Annotated in this window: 18 protein-coding genes and 1 tRNA gene; 13 read left to right on the top strand and 6 right to left on the bottom strand. The window is 67.6% G+C overall.

Annotated features, from left to right (window positions below; translation table 11 throughout):
- Nucleotides 1-12: 12 nt before the first annotated feature.
- From MRBLWH12_RS08075 to MRBLWH12_RS08060, 4 genes are all read left to right on the top strand, one after another.
- Nucleotides 13-1,818, top strand: coding sequence for an ABC-F family ATP-binding cassette domain-containing protein (locus MRBLWH12_RS08075; protein ID WP_363547981.1), 1,806 nt, complete (start codon nt 13-15; stop codon nt 1,816-1,818).
- A 99-nt stretch (nt 1,819-1,917) separates the two neighbouring features.
- Entirely contained in the window at nt 1,918-2,832 is a 915-nt protein-coding gene (locus MRBLWH12_RS08070) for a MetQ/NlpA family ABC transporter substrate-binding protein (RefSeq protein WP_363547978.1), read from the top strand.
- A 91-nt stretch (nt 2,833-2,923) separates the two neighbouring features.
- On the top strand, nt 2,924-3,967 hold the full coding sequence (locus tag MRBLWH12_RS08065) for a methionine ABC transporter ATP-binding protein (RefSeq protein WP_363547975.1): 1,044 nt from the start codon (nt 2,924-2,926) through the stop codon (nt 3,965-3,967).
- Nucleotides 3,967-4,629, top strand: a complete 663-nt coding sequence (locus MRBLWH12_RS08060) for a methionine ABC transporter permease (protein WP_363547972.1) — start codon at nt 3,967-3,969, stop codon at nt 4,627-4,629. Before MRBLWH12_RS08065 ends, MRBLWH12_RS08060 begins: the two co-directional genes overlap by 1 nt.
- 13 nt (nt 4,630-4,642) lie before the next feature.
- Here MRBLWH12_RS08060 and MRBLWH12_RS08055 read toward each other — a convergent pair whose 3' ends face one another.
- Both MRBLWH12_RS08055 and MRBLWH12_RS08050 read right to left on the bottom strand, forming a co-directional pair.
- Nucleotides 4,643-5,560 (bottom strand): pseudouridine synthase, encoded by a 918-nt coding sequence (locus tag MRBLWH12_RS08055; protein ID WP_363551327.1) that lies wholly within the window; start codon nt 5,558-5,560, stop codon nt 4,643-4,645.
- Between the two features lie 16 nt (nt 5,561-5,576).
- Nucleotides 5,577-6,512, bottom strand: a complete 936-nt coding sequence (locus MRBLWH12_RS08050) for a GlxA family transcriptional regulator (RefSeq protein ID WP_363547969.1) — start codon at nt 6,510-6,512, stop codon at nt 5,577-5,579.
- 108 nt (nt 6,513-6,620) lie between these two features.
- Between MRBLWH12_RS08050 and MRBLWH12_RS08045 the strand changes: the two genes are divergently transcribed.
- Nucleotides 6,621-7,562, top strand: a complete 942-nt coding sequence (locus MRBLWH12_RS08045; protein ID WP_363547966.1) for an NADP-dependent oxidoreductase — start codon at nt 6,621-6,623, stop codon at nt 7,560-7,562.
- A gap of 42 nt (nt 7,563-7,604) precedes the next feature.
- Here the strand turns inward: MRBLWH12_RS08045 and MRBLWH12_RS08040 are convergent, their stop codons facing one another.
- Nucleotides 7,605-8,099 (bottom strand): MarR family winged helix-turn-helix transcriptional regulator, encoded by a 495-nt coding sequence (locus MRBLWH12_RS08040; RefSeq protein WP_341974105.1) that lies wholly within the window; start codon nt 8,097-8,099, stop codon nt 7,605-7,607.
- Nucleotides 8,100-8,106: 7 nt separating this feature from the next.
- Nucleotides 8,107-8,607: a GNAT family N-acetyltransferase gene (locus MRBLWH12_RS08035; protein ID WP_363547962.1), complete on the bottom strand. Its 501-nt coding sequence runs from the start codon at nt 8,605-8,607 to the stop codon at nt 8,107-8,109.
- 123 nt (nt 8,608-8,730) lie between these two features.
- Between MRBLWH12_RS08035 and MRBLWH12_RS08030 the strand changes: the two genes are divergently transcribed.
- The 7 genes from MRBLWH12_RS08030 (at nt 8,731) to MRBLWH12_RS08000 (ending at nt 15,350) form a co-directional block, all read left to right on the top strand.
- Nucleotides 8,731-8,802: transfer RNA gene (locus MRBLWH12_RS08030), tRNA-Gln, on the top strand.
- A gap of 1 nt (nt 8,803) precedes the next feature.
- Nucleotides 8,804-10,234, top strand: a complete 1,431-nt coding sequence (glmU, locus tag MRBLWH12_RS08025) for a bifunctional UDP-N-acetylglucosamine diphosphorylase/glucosamine-1-phosphate N-acetyltransferase GlmU (RefSeq protein WP_363547959.1) — start codon at nt 8,804-8,806, stop codon at nt 10,232-10,234.
- Nucleotides 10,235-10,241: 7 nt separating this feature from the next.
- Nucleotides 10,242-11,276: a ribose-phosphate diphosphokinase gene (locus MRBLWH12_RS08020; RefSeq protein WP_341974108.1), complete on the top strand. Its 1,035-nt coding sequence runs from the start codon at nt 10,242-10,244 to the stop codon at nt 11,274-11,276.
- Between the two features lie 92 nt (nt 11,277-11,368).
- Nucleotides 11,369-11,845 carry an FMN-binding protein gene (locus tag MRBLWH12_RS08015; RefSeq protein WP_363547957.1) on the top strand — a complete coding sequence of 159 codons (477 nt, stop codon included), beginning with the start codon at nt 11,369-11,371 and terminating at the stop codon, nt 11,843-11,845.
- Nucleotides 11,846-11,850: 5 nt separating this feature from the next.
- Complete coding sequence (locus MRBLWH12_RS08010) at nt 11,851-12,732, top strand: FAD:protein FMN transferase (RefSeq protein WP_363547954.1); 882 nt, start codon at nt 11,851-11,853, stop codon at nt 12,730-12,732.
- A gap of 15 nt (nt 12,733-12,747) precedes the next feature.
- Nucleotides 12,748-14,298 (top strand): FAD-dependent oxidoreductase, encoded by a 1,551-nt coding sequence (locus MRBLWH12_RS08005; protein ID WP_363547952.1) that lies wholly within the window; start codon nt 12,748-12,750, stop codon nt 14,296-14,298.
- 218 nt (nt 14,299-14,516) lie between these two features.
- Entirely contained in the window at nt 14,517-15,350 is an 834-nt protein-coding gene (locus tag MRBLWH12_RS08000) for a type IV toxin-antitoxin system AbiEi family antitoxin domain-containing protein (RefSeq protein WP_363547950.1), read from the top strand.
- Nucleotides 15,351-15,488: 138 nt separating this feature from the next.
- On the opposite strand, the gene MRBLWH12_RS07995 is transcribed toward MRBLWH12_RS08000, so the two are convergent.
- On the bottom strand, nt 15,489-16,946 hold the full coding sequence (locus tag MRBLWH12_RS07995; protein ID WP_414685042.1) for a sensor histidine kinase: 1,458 nt from the start codon (nt 16,944-16,946) through the stop codon (nt 15,489-15,491).
- Nucleotides 16,947-16,969: 23 nt separating this feature from the next.
- On the bottom strand, nt 16,970-17,698 hold the full coding sequence (locus MRBLWH12_RS07990; protein WP_363547945.1) for a response regulator transcription factor: 729 nt from the start codon (nt 17,696-17,698) through the stop codon (nt 16,970-16,972).
- A 112-nt stretch (nt 17,699-17,810) separates the two neighbouring features.
- On the opposite strand from MRBLWH12_RS07990, the gene MRBLWH12_RS07985 reads away from it, so the two are divergent.
- Nucleotides 17,811-19,052 carry an FAD-binding oxidoreductase gene (locus MRBLWH12_RS07985; RefSeq protein WP_363547942.1) on the top strand — a complete coding sequence of 414 codons (1,242 nt, stop codon included), beginning with the start codon at nt 17,811-17,813 and terminating at the stop codon, nt 19,050-19,052.
- Nucleotides 19,053-19,059 lie beyond the last annotated feature (7 nt).

Here is a 19,059-nt window from a genome sequence, read left to right as displayed (position 1 = left end):
CTGGATAGCAACATGGCACATCTTCTCGGGGCCGAAGGCCTCCATCTCGAGTACCCGACCAGGGTCGTCTTCGACTCCGTCACCGTTGGAATCGAAGAGGGGGATCGCATCGGCATCGTCGGCCGCAACGGCGACGGAAAATCGAGCCTCCTCGGCATGCTGGCCGGTCTCAAGCAGCCGAACGCGGGACGCGTCACGGTCCGCAAGGGAACGACCATCGGTGTGCTCGATCAGGCAGACACCCTCGACGATGCGCTCACCGTCGCAGAGTCGGTGGTCGGCGACACGCCTGAATACGAATGGGCGGGGGATGCTCGCACCCGGGATGTCATCGAGGGCCTCCTGAAGGATCTCGCCTGGGATGCTCCGGTCCTCTCCCTCAGTGGTGGTCAGCGCCGCCGTGTCTCGCTCGCCAAGCTCCTCACCGGCGACTGGGATGTCATCGCCCTCGACGAGCCCACCAACCACCTCGACGTCGAAGCCATCACCTGGCTCGCCGGGCACCTCAAGAAGCGCTGGGCCGCGAACTCCGGTGCGCTCATGGTCGTGACCCACGACCGCTGGTTCCTCGACGAGATCTGCACCGAGACGTGGGAGGTGCACGACCGCATCGTCGAGCCCTTCGAGGGCGGGTATGCGGCGTACATCCTGCAGCGCGTCGAGCGCGACCGGATGTCCGCGGCCACCGAGGCCAAGCGGCAGAACCTGGCCAAGAAAGAGCTCGCCTGGCTGCGCCGCGGCGCCCCCGCGCGCACCGCGAAGCCGAAGTTCCGCATCGACGCGGCCAACGAGCTCATCGCTGACGTTCCGGAGATCCGCGACAAGGTGTCGCTGCAGTCTCTCGCCGTCTCGCGACTCGGCAAGGACGTGGTCGACCTCCTCGATGTCAGCGTGACCTTCCCGGCGACGGAATCCGCGCCGTCGCGCGAAGTGCTCCGCGACGTGGAATGGCGCATCGCGCCGGGCGAGCGCACCGGAATCCTCGGGGTCAACGGCGCCGGCAAGTCCACCCTGCTCGGTCTGATCTCGGGAACCGTCGCTCCCACGGCGGGGCGGGTCAAACGCGGCACGACGGTGAAGGTGAAAACCCTCACGCAGCGCCTCGACGAGCTCACCGATGTGTGGAAGGAGCCGGTGCGCGTCGTCATCTCGCGGCTGCGCACCTCGTACACCCTCGGTGCCGGATCGAAGGCGCAGGACCTCACGCCAGGGCAGCTCCTGGAACGGCTCGGCTTCGACTCGGCGCAGCTGTCGACGCCGGTGAAGGATCTCTCGGGTGGCCAGCAGCGCCGCCTGCAGCTGCTCCTGGTGCTGCTCGACCAGCCCAACGTGCTGATCCTCGACGAGCCGACCAACGACCTCGACACCGACATGCTCGCCGCGATCGAGGACCTCCTCGATTCGTGGTCGGGCACCCTCATCGTCGTGTCCCACGACCGGTACTTCCTGGAACGCGTCACCGACCAGCAATACGCGATCCTGGGAGGGCACCTGCGTCACCTGCCCGGTGGCGTGGACGAGTACCTCCGGCTGCGCACGCTGGAGCGGGATGCCAAGCCCTCTGCGGTCGCGACCGCATCGGCATCCGCAAGCCTCGACGGTGCAGCGCTCCGCACGGCGCAGAAGGAGATCGCGTCCCTCGAGCGGCGCATCCAGAAGCTGACACAGCAGGTGAATGCGGCGAAGCAGGCCCTCGCCGAGCACGACCAGGGCGACTATGAGGGTCTCGGCACGAAGATGAAGGCCATCAGTGCGCAGCAGGCCGAGATCGAGGAGCTGGAGCTGCGCTGGTTCGAGCTCACCGAACAGCTCGACTGATCGCTCGACGCTGTGACGCTCTGTGACAGCTCGATTCCGCGCGCGTGAGGTACCCCGCTTAGCGTTGCGGAGTCCCCCCACGAGAGGAACCCGAAAGTCATGTCCCGTCGCTCCACATCCATCATCGCCGCGCTCGCCGCGGTGCCGCTTTTCATCGCGCTGTCCGGCTGCGCCACGGCGACGTCCGGCGCCGGTTCAGACGGCGCAGACGCTCCGGCTGACGAGACCGTGAAGATCGGTGTCGTCGGCAAGGGTGAGCCGCAGTGGGAAGCGTTCGTCGACGCGGCCGCCGATGAGGGAATCACGGTCGAGCTCGTCGACTTCGGCTCCTACGAGCAGCCGAACCCGGCGCTCGCCGAGGGTGAACTCGACCTCAACCAGTTCCAGCACATCGTGTACCTCGCGGGCTACAACGTCGCTTCCGGCAAGGACCTCACGGTCATCGGCTCGACAGCGATCTTCCCACTGGGGCTGTACTCGAAGAAGTACGACGACGTGAAGAGCATCCCCAAGGGTGAGACGGTCGTCGTTCCGGACGATGCCACGAACCAGGCGCGTGCGCTGCTCGTCCTTCAGTCGGCCGGCCTCGTCGAGCTCAAGAGCGGCGGAACGATCTTCTCCGACCTCGCGGATGTCGACACCGCGACGTCGAAGGTCCAGGTGACCGCGCTCGAAGCGGCGCTCATCCCCACCTCGCTGCCGGATGTCGCCGCGGCGATCATCAACAACGACTTCGTGACCGATGCCGGGCTCACCTTCGACGACGCCATCGCCCAGGATGACCCGGAAGACTCCAACGCGCTGCCGTACGTGAACATCTTCGCGGCCCGCGCAGAGGACGCCGACAACAAGACGTATCTGAAGCTGGTGGAGATCTTCCAGACCGACGAGGCTGTGCAGGCAGGGCTCGCGGAGTCCTCCGGCAACACCAACGTCTCGCTGCAGACTCCGGTCAAGGACCTCGTCGCCTCGTTGAAGAAGGTCGAGAAGGACACCGAGGCCCAGAAGGGCTGAGAACCTTCGTTCAGCCGAAATGCGAGAGAATCGGGCGGCGCACATCGCGTCGCCCGATTCGCCGTATCCATCGATCAACACCGGAGATCCCATGCCGATCGTGAGCCTGACGAACGTCTCGAAGGCGTATCCGTCGTCCGACAGAGGCGCCGTCGACGTCGTCGCCGTCGACGATGTGACACTCAGCATCGACAAGGGCGATGTCTACGGCATCATCGGCTACTCGGGCGCCGGGAAGTCGACCCTGGTGCGGCTGATCAACGCGCTCGAACCCGCCACCGGCGGGACCATCACGGTGGACGGCGTCGACATCACCGCGTTGGACGAGCGCGAACTGCGCCGCGTCCGCGGCGGGATCGGGATGATCTTCCAGCAGTTCAACCTGTTCTCCGCGAAGAGCGTGAAGGCGAACATCGCCTACCCGCTGAAGCTCGCCGGCTGGTCGAAGGCAGACATCGAGGCCCGCGTCGCCGAGCTGCTGTCGTTCGTCGGGCTCAGCGACAAGGCGAAGGCCTACCCCGAGCAGCTCTCCGGCGGGCAGAAGCAGCGCGTCGGCATCGCCAGGGCGCTCGCGACGGGACCGGCCATCCTGCTGGCCGACGAGGCCACCAGCGCACTGGATCCGCAGACGACCCACGAGGTCCTCGACCTCCTCAAGCGCGTCAACCAGGAGCAGGGCGTCACCATCGTCATCATCACGCATGAGATGGACGTCATCCAGACGATCGCCACGAAGGTCGCCGTCATGGAGGCCGGACGCGTCATCGAGCAGGGCGACGTGTTCGATGTGTTCTCCGCCCCGCAGAACCCGGCATCGCAACGCTTCGTCGGCACTGTCGTCAAGGGCATCCCGTCGCCCTCCGAGCTGTCCGTGCTGCGCGAGCGGCACACCGGCCGCCTGGTGACGTTCTCCTTCCGTGACGGCAGCACCTCTCAGGCCAGGGTCTTCCTGGATCTCGCGCAGGAGGGCCTCGAGTTCGAGCTCGTCTTCGGCGGCATCAACGACATCCGCGGTCGGGCCTTCGGGCACCTGACGCTGGCCATCCGCGGCGATGCGGCGGCGATCGACCGAGCCTTGGAGGTCATCGGTGAGCGCGTCGAAGTGACCGAGATCTCGCGAGAGGAGGCCCGCTGATGGATCGCCTGAACGAACTCTGGCCCCAGTTCTGGGTCGCCGCACTCGAGACGCTGTACATGACGTCGATCGCCCTCGTCTTCGGCGGCATCCTCGGTCTCGTCTGGGGTGTCGTGCTCTACGTCACCCGTAGTGGCGGAATCCTCCCGAATCGGCCGGCGAACATCGTGATGAACACGGTCATCAACTTCTTCAGACCGATTCCGTTCGTCATCTTCATCGCCGCGGTCTCCCAGCCGCTCGCGCGTGCCGTCATCGGGGTGGGTATCGGCACCAACGCCGGTGCGTTCGCCATCGGGCTGGCCGCATCCTTCGCGATCGCGCGCATCGTCGAACAGCACCTGGTCTCGGTGTCGCCCGGCGTCATCGAGGCGGCGCGCGCGATGGGGGCCGGCCCCTGGCGCATCCTCTTCACCGTCGCGATCCCCGAAGCGCTCGGGCCGCTCATCCTCGGCTACACCTTCATCATCGTGGCGCTGATCGACATGACGGCGATGGCCGGCCTCATCGGCGGCGGCGGACTCGGTGCCTTCGCCCAGATCTACGGCTTCCGACAGTTCGAACCTGTGGTGATGTGGGCGGCCATCGTGCTCATCGTCGTGTTCGTGCACCTCGTGCAGCTGCTCGGCAACAGGCTGGCGCGCAAGATCATGCGGCGCTGACCTCTTCGAGAACTCAGCGAGCCGGCGCGTCCTGCAGCGTCAGCCGCGTCGTGAATACGCGATCCTCACCGCTCAGCGGATCGACGAACCGCAGCTCGCGGGCGAGCAGCTGCAGCGGCCGGTCGAAGTCGTCCGGCGTCTCCGGAAGCAGGGTCGGATAGAAGCCGTCGTTCAGGATGCCGAGACCGAGGGCTGCCAGGTGCACGCGGAGCTGGTGCATCTTGCCGCTGTGGGGTCGGAGCAGCGTGTGCACGACCCGATCATCGTCGCCGAGCAGCTCGATGAGCGTCTCGGAGTTCGGTTCGCGCTCGTCGTCGACCTCGACGCAGACCTGTCCCCGGAGCTTGACGATGTGGTTCCGATAGACGAGCGGGAATCGGGATCCGTCCCAGTCCAGCGGCCGAGCCGACACCGCTTCGTAGACCTTCTCCACGCGACGGTTCTCGAACAGCAGTTGATACGCGCCACGGGTCTCGGGCCGCGTGGCGAACATCAGCAGTCCGGCCGTCGCGCGGTCGAGCCTGTGCATCGGGGCGAGGTCCGGGATGCCGAGGGCGATGCGCAATCGCACCAGCGCCGAGTTCTGCAGATACCTGCCGCCGGGCGTCGTCGGCAGGAAGTGCGGCTTGTCGACGACCACCAGATTCTCGTCCTGATGGAGCACCTCCACCTCGAATGGGATGCGATTCTCCTCGGGCGGTTCGCGGTAGTACCAGACGAACTCTTCGGCGCCCAGGGGCGCGTCGCGGCGCACCGCACTGCCGTCGCGGGCGACGATCTCGCCGTCGTCGAAACGAGCCAGCAGAGCCTCGGGATCGAGGTGGAAGAACCGCTCGACCATGTAGTCCGACACCGTCTCCCATGGACCGTCGAGCGGCACGTGCAGACGCGTGGCGCCGACGCCATTGCGCACGGGAAGTGGGGAGAGCATGGCCATTCGCACCAGCCTAGACGGCTTGGGTGAAGCGCGACCGATACTGGTGAGGCGACAGCCCGATCCGATCGCGGAAGTGCTTGCGCAGCGACGCTGACGTTGCGAAACCCGAGCGGGCGGCGACGTCATCGACGAGGAGGTCGCTGGTCTCGAGGAGTTCGCGCGCGCGATCGACCCTGGCGTCGGCGAACCAGTCGCCGACGGTGCGGCCGGTCTCGGCTCGGAAGCGCCGGGTCAGGGTTCGTACGCTCATTCCGAACCGGTCGGCGACGGCGTTCAGCGCGAGCGGCTCGTCGATCCGGGACATCAGCCAGTTCTGGATGTCGCTGGCGGAGCCGCTGTTCGGCGGCGCGATGGTCGGCCGCGCGATGAACTGACGCTGCCCGCCTCCGCGGTGGGGAGCTGCGAGGGTGATCTGCGAGACGGTCGCAGCGACCGCGGCGCCGTGATCGCGCGCGATCAGATGCATCGTCGCGTCGACCGCTGCCGAGGCGCCTGCGGCGGTTAGTATCGTGCCGGTGTCGACGAACAGCTCGTCTGGCCGCAGGCGCACCTGGGGGAAGCGCTTTGCGAAGTCGGCGGAGGCGTGCCAGTGGGTGGTCGCCTCCTTGCCGTCCAGGAGACCGGAGGCCGCGACCGTGAATGCGCCGGTGCAATAGCTGACCACACGTCGTTCGGCGAACTCCGAGAGGCCGATCGGGTCGCCGGAGGTCTCAGCGGCGCTCCACGGCGGAACGATGATGGTGTCGGCGGTCGCGAGTGCGCTCCGATCCGCCGACGGAATGATCGAGAAATCGGCGTTGGTCTGCACCGGTCTGCCATCCAGGCTGCAGGTCGTGACCGAGTACAGCGGCTTCCCGTCGCGACGAGCGGCGCGGAAGAAACGAGAGGGGATGCCCAGCTCGTACGGGTATACGCCGGGAAGAGCGACGATCACGACTCGATGCATGGCTATATCGTGACACATATTGTCTTTATGGCCACTGTTGGGCCGTCGGATGGCACGACAGGCTGGATGCTGCGGTCGGATCGGCCGCTCGAATGAAAGGCAGACCACGTGCGTTCAGTGAAGTACTCCGGTGCGGGACCCGCTTCGGAGGTCATCTCGATCACCGATATCGCCATCCCGACCCCCGGTCCTGGCGAGGTCGTCGTCAAGGTCGGTGCGGCCGGGCTCAATCCGGTCGACGTGAAGATCCGCGCGGCGGCCACCGATTTCGGACCGATCAAGTATTCCGATCGACCGGGTTGGGACGTGGCCGGCGTCGTCGCGACGGTCGCGCCGGATGTGAGCGCGTGGTCACCCGGCGATCGGGTATTCGCTCTCGCTGCATTCCCTGTCGCCGCGCACACGCTGGCCGAGTACGCGGTGGTCGCAGCGGGCGACCTCGCTGCCGCCCCGGACGCGTGGACGATCGCCCAGGCCGGCGCTGCACCGCTCGCTGCGCTGACCGCGTGGCAGGCGCTGGAGGCCGCCGCCGTCGGCGCGGGGCAGCGGGTGCTCGTGCTCGGCGGTGCCGGGGGAGTGGGGCACCTGGCGATCCAGCTGGCGAAGGCCATGGGAGCCGAGGTGACGGCCACGGCCAGCGCGGCGAAGCACGAACTCCTGCGCAGCTGGGGTGCGGACCACGTCGTCGACTATCGGGACGAGCACGGTCTCGCCTCGCTGAACCGCGTCGACGCAGTGATCGTGACCGTGGACGGCACGCTGCCCCCGCGCGGCACGGTCACCGAGGGAACCGCTGTCATCACCATCACCGGTCTCTCAGCGGACGACAGCGCCCTGCTCGCCGAATGGGGCGCTGCGCCGGTCGAACGGATCCTCGTCGCAGCGTCCGGCGGGCAGCTGGCGGAGATCGCCGCGCTCGCGGATGCCGGAGAGGTCGAGGTGCACCTGGACTCGGAGTTCGGTCTCAATGAGCTCGTCGCGGCGCAGGAGCGCGTCGAGTCGGGGAGGGTGACCGGAAAGGTCGTCGTCGTCATCGATCGCGACGCGTGATCGCAGCTCGGGGGCCGGGCGGGTCGGCCCCCGACGGCGGTCTCAGGCGTCGAAGCTCAGGCTGAGCTTGCGCAGCAGGCCGGCCAGCCGGTCCCGATCACTGCGGGACAGCGCTTGGAGAAGGTCGGACTCGACATCGACGAGACGCGTGATCGCGGCATCCACCCTGGTGCGTCCGTCATCGGTGAGTGTCACCAGAATGCTGCGACCGTCGACCGGGTCGGCCTCGCGGTGCACGAAACGACGGCCGACCAGGCGGTCGATGCGGTTCGTCATGGTGCCGCTGGAGACGAGGGTCTGCTGCATCAGCTGCTTCGGAGACAGCTGGAAAGGAGCACCGGCTCGGCGCAACGCGGAGAGCACGTCCCACTCCCACGGCTCCAGGTCGCTGCGGCGGAAGACGTCACGACGGGCGCGGTCGAGGTGGCGGGAGAGCCGATCCATCCGCGACAGGACCTCGAGCGGTGAGAAGTCGAGATCGGGCCGCTGGGTGTTCCATGCGCCGACGATCCGATCGACTTCGTCCGCTGCGCTCATCTCTCCATTATCGCGTGTGCGCCGGTTTCGGCGGGGACATCGAGTGCACCGGCGACAGCGTCATGAACGTGCTGTGCGGGTCCGGCAGATACCGTCCGAACGCCGCACACTCGACGAACCCGGCGCCCGCGTACAGCGTCCGTGCGGGAATGAAGAAGTCGTCGCTGCCGGTTTCGAGCGACAGCCGTCGGATGCCGCGTCGCGCCGCGTCCTCGATCAGGAACGTCAGCATCATTCTGCCGAGTCCGCGACCGCGCATCCCTGGGTCGGTGCGCATCGACTTCAGCTCTTCATGATCGTCATCCACGGTTGCCAGCGCCCCTGAAGCGACGGCCCGATCGTCCTCGAACGCGGCGAAGAGCCGGACGCCCGGTGCGAGTAGCCGCTCGAACGGCAGCGCATGGCAGCTCTCCGGCGGTGCGGTGCCCACGAGTTCCGCGTGATGCGCGGTGATGAACTCGGAGACGGCCGGGACGGGCGTTTCGACCCGCTCGATGGTGATGGTCATGATCACCAGCATCCCAGTTCCGTATTTCGGTCTGATGACGCGACCGCTTCTCGCACCGTTCCCGCAGGCAGTGCGCCGAGGTCATGGCAGACTTGTCAGGCGGACCTCTCGTGAGGGCCGTGGTCCGCCGTGGTGTAATGGCAGCACGACAGCCTTTGGAGCTGTTAGGTCTAGGTTCGAATCCTGGCGGCGGAGCATGACTGGGAACAATCTCGCGATCATCGTCCTCGCCGCAGGCCAAGGCACTCGCATGCGATCGCGGCTGCCGAAGGTGCTGCACCCGATCGGTGGTCGCCCGCTCGTCGGGCATGTGCTCACCACGGCCGCCCGGCTCGGCGCCGATCACATCGAGGTCGTGGTGCGTCACGAGCGCGACCAGGTCGTGGCGGTTCTGAGCGAGTCGTATCCGGACGCCGTCTTCATCGACCAAGACGACATCCCCGGCACCGGTCGCGCCGTGCAGGTCGCCGTCGATGCCCTGCCTGCCGAGTTCGACGGTGATGTGCTCGTGCTCTCCGGAGACTGCCCGCTCGCCGACGTCGACGCGCTCTCGGAGTTCCTCACGGCCCACCGCGACGCGGGCGCCCCGGCGACGCTGATGACCGCCGTGGTGGACGACCCCGCAGGCTACGGGCGCGTCATCCGCGATCTCGACGGTGATGTCGACCGGATCGTCGAGCAGAAGGACGCCACGGTCGAAGAAGCCGCGGTGAACGAGATCAACGCCGGTATGTACGTGTTCCGCGCCGCGACGCTGCGCCGGTACCTCCCCCAGGTCGGCGTCGACAACGCGCAGGGGGAGATGTACCTCACGGACGTCCCCGGACTGCTCCGCCGCGACGGAGACCGCGTCGCGGCATCCGTCGTCTCCGATGTCACCGTCACCTACGGCGTCAACGACCGCGCGCAGCTCGCCGAAGTGGGGCGCCTCCTGAACGCCCGCATCGTGCGCCGCTGGCAGGTCGCCGGCGTCACCGTCATCGATCCGGCCACCACCTGGATCGACGACGACGCGACCCTCGCGCCCGACGTCACGATCCTGCCGAACACGCAGATCCTCCGGGCGACCACGATCGCCGAAGGCGCCATCATCGGCCCCGACACGACTCTCGTTGACTGCGAGGTCGGGGAGGACGCGATCGTTCGCCGCACCGACGCCACGCTGGCCGTGATCGGCGCCGAGGCCACGGTCGGGCCGTTCTCGTTCCTGCGCCCTGGCACCGTCCTCGGTGCGAAGGGCAAGATCGGCGCCTACGTCGAGACCAAGAACGCCGAGATCGGCGAGGGCAGCAAGGTGCCGCACCTGTCGTACGTGGGCGATGCGACGATCGGCCGCGGCGTGAACCTCGGCGCGAGCACGATCACCGCGAACTACGACGACGTGAACAAGCACCGCACTGAGATCGGCGACGAGGTGCACACCGGGTCGCACACAGTGCTGGTCGCTCCCGTTAGGCTTGGGGCTGGTGCGAAGACAGCTGCCGGCGCCGTCGTCCGCAAGGATGTCCCTGCCGGCGCTCTGGCCATGAGCGTCGCTCCTCAGCGCAACATCGAGGGGTGGGTCGAGAAGAACAGGGCAGGAACGGGCGCAGCGGACGCTGCGGCTCGGGAACAAACGGCGGAATAGGCGGACCATGGCGCGCAAGAAGAAGACGGTCGATCTGGATCGCGACAACGGCATCGCGCCGGGACTCGTGGCCAAGACGAAGAAGCGGCTGGTCGTCGCCGGTGGCCGTTCCCACCCCGCGCTCTCCGCAGCCGTCGCAGCGGATCTCGGTACCGAGCTCGCTCCGACCGAGCACCGCACCTTCGCCTCCGGCGAGATCTACGCCCGCTTCGAGGTGTCGATCCGCGGCTGCGACCTGTTCCTCATCCAGACGTTCGGCGAACCGGTCAACGAATGGCTGATGGAGACGCTGATCATGATCGATGCCGCCAAGCGCGCGTCGGCGAAGCGCATCACCGTGGTCGCCCCGTACTACCCGTATTCGCGTCAGGACAAGAAGGGCCGCGGTCGAGAGCCGATCAGCGCCCGCCTCGTCGCCGATCTTCTCAAGACCGCCGGCGCCGACCGTGTCATGAGCGTCGACCTGCACGCCGCCCAGATCCAGGGCTTCTTCGACGGCCCCGTCGACCACCTGTTCGCGAAGCCGGTGCTGCTCGAGCACTTCAAGCGCACGCTGAGCCCTGAAGATCGCGAGATCCTCACGGTCGTCTCGCCCGACATGGGCCGGGTGCGCGTCGCCGACACCTGGTCGGACAGCCTGGGGGCGCCGCTGGCGATCATCCACAAGCGCCGCGACCCGCGCGTCGCCAACCAGGTCTCCGTGCATGAGATCGTCGGCACGGTCGAAGGCCGCACCTGCCTGCTCGTCGATGACATGATCGACACCGGCGGCACGATCGTCAAGGCTGCACAAGCGCTCAAGGCCGCAGGTGCGCACCGGGTCATCGTCGCCGCGACCCACGCGATCTTCAGCGATCCGGCCAGCGAACGGCTGCAGGACGCATCGATCGACGAGGTGGTCGTCACCGATACGATCCCGCTCACCGAATCCCGCCGCTGGGACAAGCTCACGATCCTGCCGATCGCACCGCTGCTCGCTCGCGCCATCCACGAGGTCTTCGAGGACGGTTCCGTCACGAGCATGTTCGGCGGCGACGCGTAACAGTCGGACTCGGCACAGCCCGCGCATAGGTCTGCTTTCTATCGTCGTAAAATCGACATCCAATCGAAAGACACTCAGCCGGGAGGGCCATCATGATCCGCACGACCGTACCGACTTCCGTCCGCAAGGGCGCAGCGCTCGCCGGCATCGCAGGACTTCTCGTCCTCGCGGGCTGCTCGGCTCCCGCTGACGCAGAGGGCAACACCGACACGGCCACGAGTCCGGAGTCCACGACCAGTTCCGCACCGTCCGACGATGCGGCGACCGATTCCGCGTACAAGGACGGAACGTACACCGCCGAAGGCTCGTACCAGACCCCCGAGACCGTCGAGAAGGTCTCGGTGACCCTGACGCTGGCGAAAGGCGTCGTGACCGACGTCGAGGTGACCGGCGACCCGCAGGCGCCGGAGACCAAGCAGTTCCAGGGACAGTTCATCGACGGCATCGCCGACGTCGTCACCGGTGTGCCGCTCGATGAACTGAAGGTCGACAAAGTGGCCGGCTCGTCGCTGACCAGCGGCGGCTTCAACCAGGCGCTGGAGACGATCAAGGAAGAGGCCGCGGCCTAGGCCCCATGGTCGTCTGGCGATTCGAGGCGATCGGCACGCGCTGGGAGATCGATTCGAGCGCGGAGCTCTCCGCGGATGCCCGCGCCGCCGTCACCGCCACCATCGATCGTTTCGATCGTGAGTGGTCACGGTTCCGTGCGGACTCGCTCGTCACCCGGCTGAGCGTCGATGGAGGGTCGCTCACTGCCGCGGATGCCGGGGCGATGCTCGACGCCTATCGCGAGCTCTCCGAGGCGACTGCGGGTGCCGTGAATCCGCTGGTCGGAGAGAGTCTCAACGCTCTCGGCTACAACGCCGATTACACGCTGGTGCCGCGAGAGCCACGCGCAGCCCCGGGCGACTGGATGCAGCGGCTCGACTGGTCCACGGACCGGGCGACGCTCTCCGCGCCGGCCCTCATCGACGTCGGAGCTCTTGGCAAGGGGCGTCTCGTCGATCGGGTGATGGAGGTTCTCGAGCCGGTCAGCGGAGACCTCGTCGTCGACGGCGGAGGTGACCTCCGGGTGCGGGGAGCGGCGGTGCGCGTCGGGCTGGAGCATCCGTACGACGCGACCAAGGCCATCGGGGTCGTGACACTGCGGGACGCGGCGCTCTGCGCGTCGGCCGTCAATCGACGAGCCTGGGGCGACGGACTGCACCATGTGCTCGATGCCCGGACGGGCGTTCCGGTGCGCACATGGGCGGCGACCTGGGCGATCGCTCCCGATGCGATGTCGGCGGATGCCGTGGCGACGGCGCTGTTCTTCGACGGAGGGCCGGAGCTCGCCGCGTCCTGGGGCGTCGAGTGGGTGCGCATGGCGACCGACGGTCGTGTGGAGCGCTCGCCCGGATGCCCAGCCGAGCTGTTCATCGCCACCGACCGGACACGCCCCGCACCGCCGAAGTAGGGAAGAGTAGAAGTCGTGATCACCTCATTCACCGCCGCGCGGCAGCGCGTTCTCGCCGTCCTCGGTGGCATCTCGATGTACCGGCTCGTGCTGTTCTCGCTGCTGACGCTCGCGGCGCTCGCTCTGGTGCTCTCGTTCTTCGATCTGGTCGCACCGGATCCCCTGGCGCTGGTGGCGTCCTTCGGCGTTCTGGCCGTCGTGATCTCCGTGGTCGATGCGGTAGTCCAGCGACTGCTCCGCCTGCCCTGGCGCATCGAGTCCTCGTTGGTGACCGCGCTCATCCTCCTCTTCGTGCTCCAGTCGGGGCTGACGCCGGCTGCCCTCGGCGGACTCGCGCTCGCCGGTGCCCTCGCCAGCATCTCGAAGTACGTGATCGCGTGGCGCGGTCGGCACATCCTCAACCCGGCCGCGTTCGGCGCAGCCGTCGTCACGATCGCCGGGCTCGGGACGTTCTCGGCGTGGTGGGTGGGCACTCCGGCGCTCGCGGTTCCCGTGCTGCTGCTCGGTCTCGTCGTGCTCTGGCGCACCGAGAAGGTGCGCGTCATCCTGGTGTTCCTGCTCATCGCCGTCGGCGTCTCGGTCGTGCGGCAGAGCATCCTCGCACAGCAGAACGCTCTGGACTTCGACGCCCTCCAGGCGCTGTCGCTGGCCGTGCTGCAGTCGCCGTACCTGTTCCTCGGGGCATTCATGCTGTCGGAGCCGCTGACGATGCCGCCGCGGCGGTGGCAGCAGTTCTCCGTCGCCGCCCTGGTCGGAGTCCTGGCGGGCTGGCCGATCATGATCGGCGACCTGTTCTCACTCGGACAGGAACGTGCGCTGCTCGTCGGCAACCTGCTCGCGTTCGCCTTCGCCGTGCGCGGTTCGGTGCGGCTGACGCTCGAGAAGCGCGAGTTCGTCACCCCGACCGCGCAGGAGCTGACGTTCCGTGCACGAGGCCGTCTGAAGTTCCTCCCTGGGCAGTACCTCGAGCTGGATGTGCCGCACCGCCGGCCGGACGCGCGGGGGACCCGCCGTGAGTTCAGCATCGTCTCGGCGCCCGGTGACCTGCCGACGCTGCGCATCGCCTACAAGGACGGCGGCCAGAAGCATCCGTCCAGCTACAAGCGGGCCCTCGCGGCTGCAGAGCCGGGAGCGACGCTCGCGGTGACCGGCACCTGGGGAGACTTCATCCTGCCGCGATCGGAGGCCCCGGTTCTCATGGTCGCCGCCGGCATCGGCGTCACGCCGTTCGTGTCGCAACTTCGACAGCTGCAGTTGTCGGGGCTGACCCGTGATGTGGTGCTCGTGTACGTGGCGTCCGAGGCCAGCGAACTCGCCTTCCGCGACGAGCTTGCGGCGACCGGAGCCCGAGTCATCGTCTTCACCAGAGACCAGCCGGCAGATCTGCCGGCGCACTGGTCGTGGGCGCGCGGAGTGCGCCTGGACGCCGAGGGGCTCGAGCGCGTCGTTCCCGACATCGGGAGCCGGCACGCCTACATCTCAGGCCCGCCGCGCCTGATCGCCGATCTCGCCCCGGCCCTGCAGAAGGCCCACAGCCTGACGACCGACGCCTTCGCCGGATACTGAGGCGAGGCTGTCACGTCGTCCGTTCGCCCTGTCCTGTTCCACATGCATGACCAACGAACGGATGCAGGGCGAAACGCCGTGAGTCGGTCATGCAACCGTGAATCGGTCATGCAAGTGGATCGCGGCACTCTTCCTCCACAGGTCGGCGTTCGGCCCGGATTTGTCCACAACGACAGAATCCCGGTGGGCGGTGCGTGCTCGTCGGCCAAGATCGACGGATGCTGCAAGCCTCACAATTGATCGCGCACCAGGGCGGCGTCGCCCGAGGCGCGCGCCTTCAGCAGTTCGGACTGAGCAGAAGGATGCTGTCGAGCGCCGTTCGCGACGGCTCGATCATTCGTGTGCGCCCGGGCGTCTTCGCCGTTCCATCCGCGAACCCTGACGTGATCTGTGCCGCGGCGCACGGGGGAGCCGTGACCTGTACGACGGCGTTGCGGATGCACGAGGTCTGGGCCTTGGTGGACGACGAGCGCCTTCATGTCTGGGTCGGCACCAGCGGTCGGGTTCATCACGCCGAGTGCGCCTGCGTGACTCACTACTTCGAGGGGCGAACGCTGCTCGGCGTCGCGCCTGTGGAGGATGCGCTTGTGCACGTTTATCACTGCGCCGGCGAGGAGGCGTTCTTCGCCGCGTTGGAATCGGCGTTGAAGAAGCGAAAGTTCGGCGCCGGCATTCGTGAGCGACTGCGCGAACGCCTTCCGGTCGGGGCGCGATGGCTGGTCGACTTCGCGAGGCGCGATGCCGACAGCGGGCTGGAATCGCTGTTGCGCCTGCGCCTTCACTTGCTGGGCATCCGTCTGGATTGTCAGGTGGAGATCCCGACGGTCGGCAGAGCTGACTTCGTGATCGACGGGATGCTCATCCTCGAGGCGGATGGGATGGAGAACCACGATGGGTCATCGCGCCGCCACAAAGACCTCCGACGCGACGCTGCGGCATCCGTACTCGGGTACGAGACCCTCCGATTCGACTACGCGCTCATCATTCATGACTGGCCGGTTGTCGAAGCGGCGATCATCGCCGCGATCTCGCGGCTGCGTGCTCGAGTCTGATCATCTGGGGATAGGTTTGCCGAGGCTCGCCGTCAGTCCAGGCGTGCGACTTGCATGACCGACGAACGGATGCAGGACGAAACACCGCCGGATGGGCGGCCCCGCGTGATCTGATCCTGCAGGTCGCCCGCGCGGACGTCAGCCGTTCGGCGCATCCTTCGACGGGTTCACCGGGATGCGCACCGTGAAGCTCGTGCTCCCCGGCTTGCTGTCGACGGAGATGAAGCCGCGGTGCCCCTCGACGATCGCCTTCGCGATCGCGAGCCCCAACCCGGTACCGCCGGTCTGACGCGCACGGGAGCTGTCACCGCGGGCGAACCGGGCGAACAGTTCTTCGCGCACGCCGGGGTCGATACCCGGGCCGTTGTCGTGCACGGTCAATACGGCCGCATCGTCTTCGCGGGCGACGCTGAGCGTGATCTCGGTGCCCGCGGGTGTGTGCGTGCGGGCGTTCGCGAGCAGGTTCGCCACGACCTGGTGCATGCGACCGGCGTCACCGACGATCACGACGGGCTCGTCGGGCACGTCGACGCTCCATCGATGATCCGGCGCCGTCGGGCGAGCGTCGGCGAGACCCTCCAGCGCCAGCTGGGTGAGGTCGACGGTGCCGTAGACGAGCTCGCGCCCTTCGTCGAGGCGTGCGAGCAGCAGGAGGTCCTCGACGAGCCGCGTCATCCGCAGCGACTGCGCCTGGATGCGCTCGAGCGCGGTGTGCGTGTTCTCGGGCAGCGTGGAGTCGCGCAGCGACAGCTCGGAGTAGCCGCGGATCGAGGCCAGCGGGGTGCGCAGCTCGTGGCTGGCATCGGCGACGAACCGTCGCATCCGCTCCTCGTTCTTCTGTCGCGCGGCCAGCGAGGTGTTCACATGGTCGAGCAGCTTGTTGAGGGAGGCTCCGACGAGTCCGGTCTCGGTGCGCGGATCGGCTTCGGATGCCGGTACCCGCTCGGTGATGGTGACCTCGCCGCGGTCGAGCGGCTGGTTCGCCACCCGGGTGGCGGTCGTCGCGACGGCGCGCAAGGGGCGCAGTCCGACCCTGATGGTGACCGCGGTGGTCAGCGCCAGCAGGATGAGACCGCCGATGGTCGCGAGGGCGATGACGGTGAGCAGTGTCGTGAGCTGCTTCTGGATCTGGTCACGGGGAAGGCCGGTGACGATCACCGCGCCGGAATCCGTCGGCGTGACGGCGATGCGGTACGAGCCGATGTCGTCGATCGTGACCGTCGCGTTGAGTCCGCCGTCGAGGGCATCGTTGATCTGATTCAGCTGCGTCGCGGTGAGATCCTTGGCGCTTCCGCTGAGATCGCCGCCGCCGTTGTCGAGAACGACTCCGGTGGTGCCGGTCAGCTGGCTGGAGACCGCGAAGAGAAGACCGGGCACGGTCGCCCCCTTCCCGAGCAGCACGTTCTGGGCCGTCACGCCGGGGAGTGGCTCCTGATCGACCCAGTGCGCGAGCTGCGCCTGGTAACCACCGAGGCGCTCGTCGAGCTGATTCTCCATGGTGCTCCCCAGCGTCGCGCTGGTGATGACGGCCACGATCACGAGGATGAGGGACACGAACCCGATCACGGCGGTCATCAGCCGTGTCTGCAGGCTCATCGGCCGCGCCATCCCCGGGGTGCTCACTGCGGCGCCTTGATCATGTACCCGACGCCACGGACGGTGTGCAGCAGCGGGGCGCGCCCGGCGTCGATCTTCTTGCGCAGGTAGGAGATGTACAGCTCGACGACGGATGACTTGCCGCCGAAGTCGTAGCTCCACACCCGGTCGAGGATCTGCGCCTTCGACAGCACCCTGCGCTCGTTGCGCATCAGGTAGCGCAGCAACTCGAACTCGGTGGCGGTGAGCGCGATCTCCGCGCCGTCACGCACCACTTCGTGGCTGTCCTCGTTGAGGGTGAGGTCGGCGACCCGGAGGATCGACTGACCGTCGTCGGCGGTGGCGTGACCGGTGCGGCGGATGATGGCGCGAAGCCGGGCGATCACCTCTTCCAGGCTGAACGGCTTGGTGACGTAGTCGTCGCCCCCGGCGGTGAGTCCGGCGACCCGGTCTCCCACGGCATCCTTCGCGGTGAGGAACAGGACCGGCACGAGGTTCCCGGACTCTCGGAGCCGCTTCAGCACCGACATCCCGTCCAGGTCCGGCATCATGATGTCGAGCACGAGCGCGTCGGGTTCGAACTCCCGCGCGACCTGGAGCGCTTCGAGACCCGACGACGCAGTACGAACCTCCCAGCCCTCCATCCGCAGCGCCATCGCGAGCAGATCGGTGAGCATCTGCTCGTCGTCGACGGCGAGGATGCGCAGGGGGGAGCCATCGGGACGGTGGAGGTCGGGCAGATCTTGGGTCATGAGACCATTCTGAGGAGTTCTCTATGGGGTTTCTATGGAACCAGCTGTGTGCCGTCTGTGAATGATGGCCGCGACGGTCGCAGTGTCGGGGGTCGCCCCTACCGTGTCCTACATGACTGAACAACGACTCATCGAGCGACCGGAGAGCGCGGAGGAAGTCGCCGCCCTCGTCCGGCGCGCACAACAGGATTCACGCATGATCACCGTGGTTTCGGGTGGGCACGGGCCCTGGTCCCACGTCGACAACGCAGAAGACATGCGCCTCGAGCTCGGCGCACTGGCGGACATCCGCATCGACGGCACGCGGGTGAGCATCGGCGGCGGCGCCACCTGGGGCGCCGTCGCCAGCACGCTCGGCGAAGCGGGGCTGGCGATCAGTTCGGGAGACACTTCCTCTGTGGGGGTCGGCGGTCTCACCCTCGGGGGCGGTATCGGCTGGATGGTCAGGGCCTGGGGTCTCGCCGTCGATCAGCTCGTCGGCGCGCAGGTCGTGACAGCGGCAGGAGAGATCGTCGACGTGGATGCCGACACGCACCCTGACCTGTTCTGGGCGCTCCGCGGTGGCGGCGGAAACTTCGGCATCGTCACGAGATTCGATTTCGAGGCCCACCGACTGCCCGGAATCGTGTTCGGGGAGTACACCTTCTCCGAAGATTCCACGAGCGTTCTGCGCGCGGTGCGGGAGATCCTCCGGAACGCGCCGCGAGAGCTGACGGTGACGTTCATGGACGTGCCGGCGATGGATCCCAGCGCTCCGGCGGGTGCGAGCGTGCACGCCGTGTGGGCGGGTGGCGACGTAGACGCGCTGCGCGCCGTCATGGCGCCGGTCGCGGCGCTCGACGGTGTCGCCGAGAAGCTCACGACTCCCGCGTACCGCGACATCCTGATGGAGATGCCCGCGCCGGAGGGCGGCGCCGAAGCGGCGGGCCCTCCCGGTTTCATCGGCGGCAATGGTCTGTTCGCAGAACTGGACGACGAGACGATCGACCGTCTGGTCCGGTTCCGTGCGGCCCACCCCGCATCGATCATCTTCCTGCGCTCGCTCGGCGGAGCATTCGGAGACGTCGCTCAGGATGCCACGGCGTTCCCTGCGCGCACCGCGACCTGGTTCGTCATGGCCGGGGCATTCGACATCCCGGGTCTTGTCGACGATGACGCGCGCGCCTCGATCCGCGCCGAATGGCAGGAGATCGAGCGGAACCGTCTGGCCGAATATGGGAATTTCGCGGACTCCGAGCGCCCGGACGCGGTACCTGGCATGTTCGCGGAGGCCGCGTATGCGCGCTTGCGCGACGTGAAGGCGCAGTGGGATCCGAAGAACCTGTTCCGGCGCAACCACAACATCGCCGTCTGACGCGTTC

This window comes from Microbacterium sp. LWH12-1.2, assembly GCF_040675825.1.
Taxonomy (GTDB): domain Bacteria; phylum Actinomycetota; class Actinomycetes; order Actinomycetales; family Microbacteriaceae; genus Microbacterium.
The sequence above is the reverse complement of the archived record's forward strand: the minus strand, read 5'-3'. Positions and strand labels throughout refer to the sequence as shown.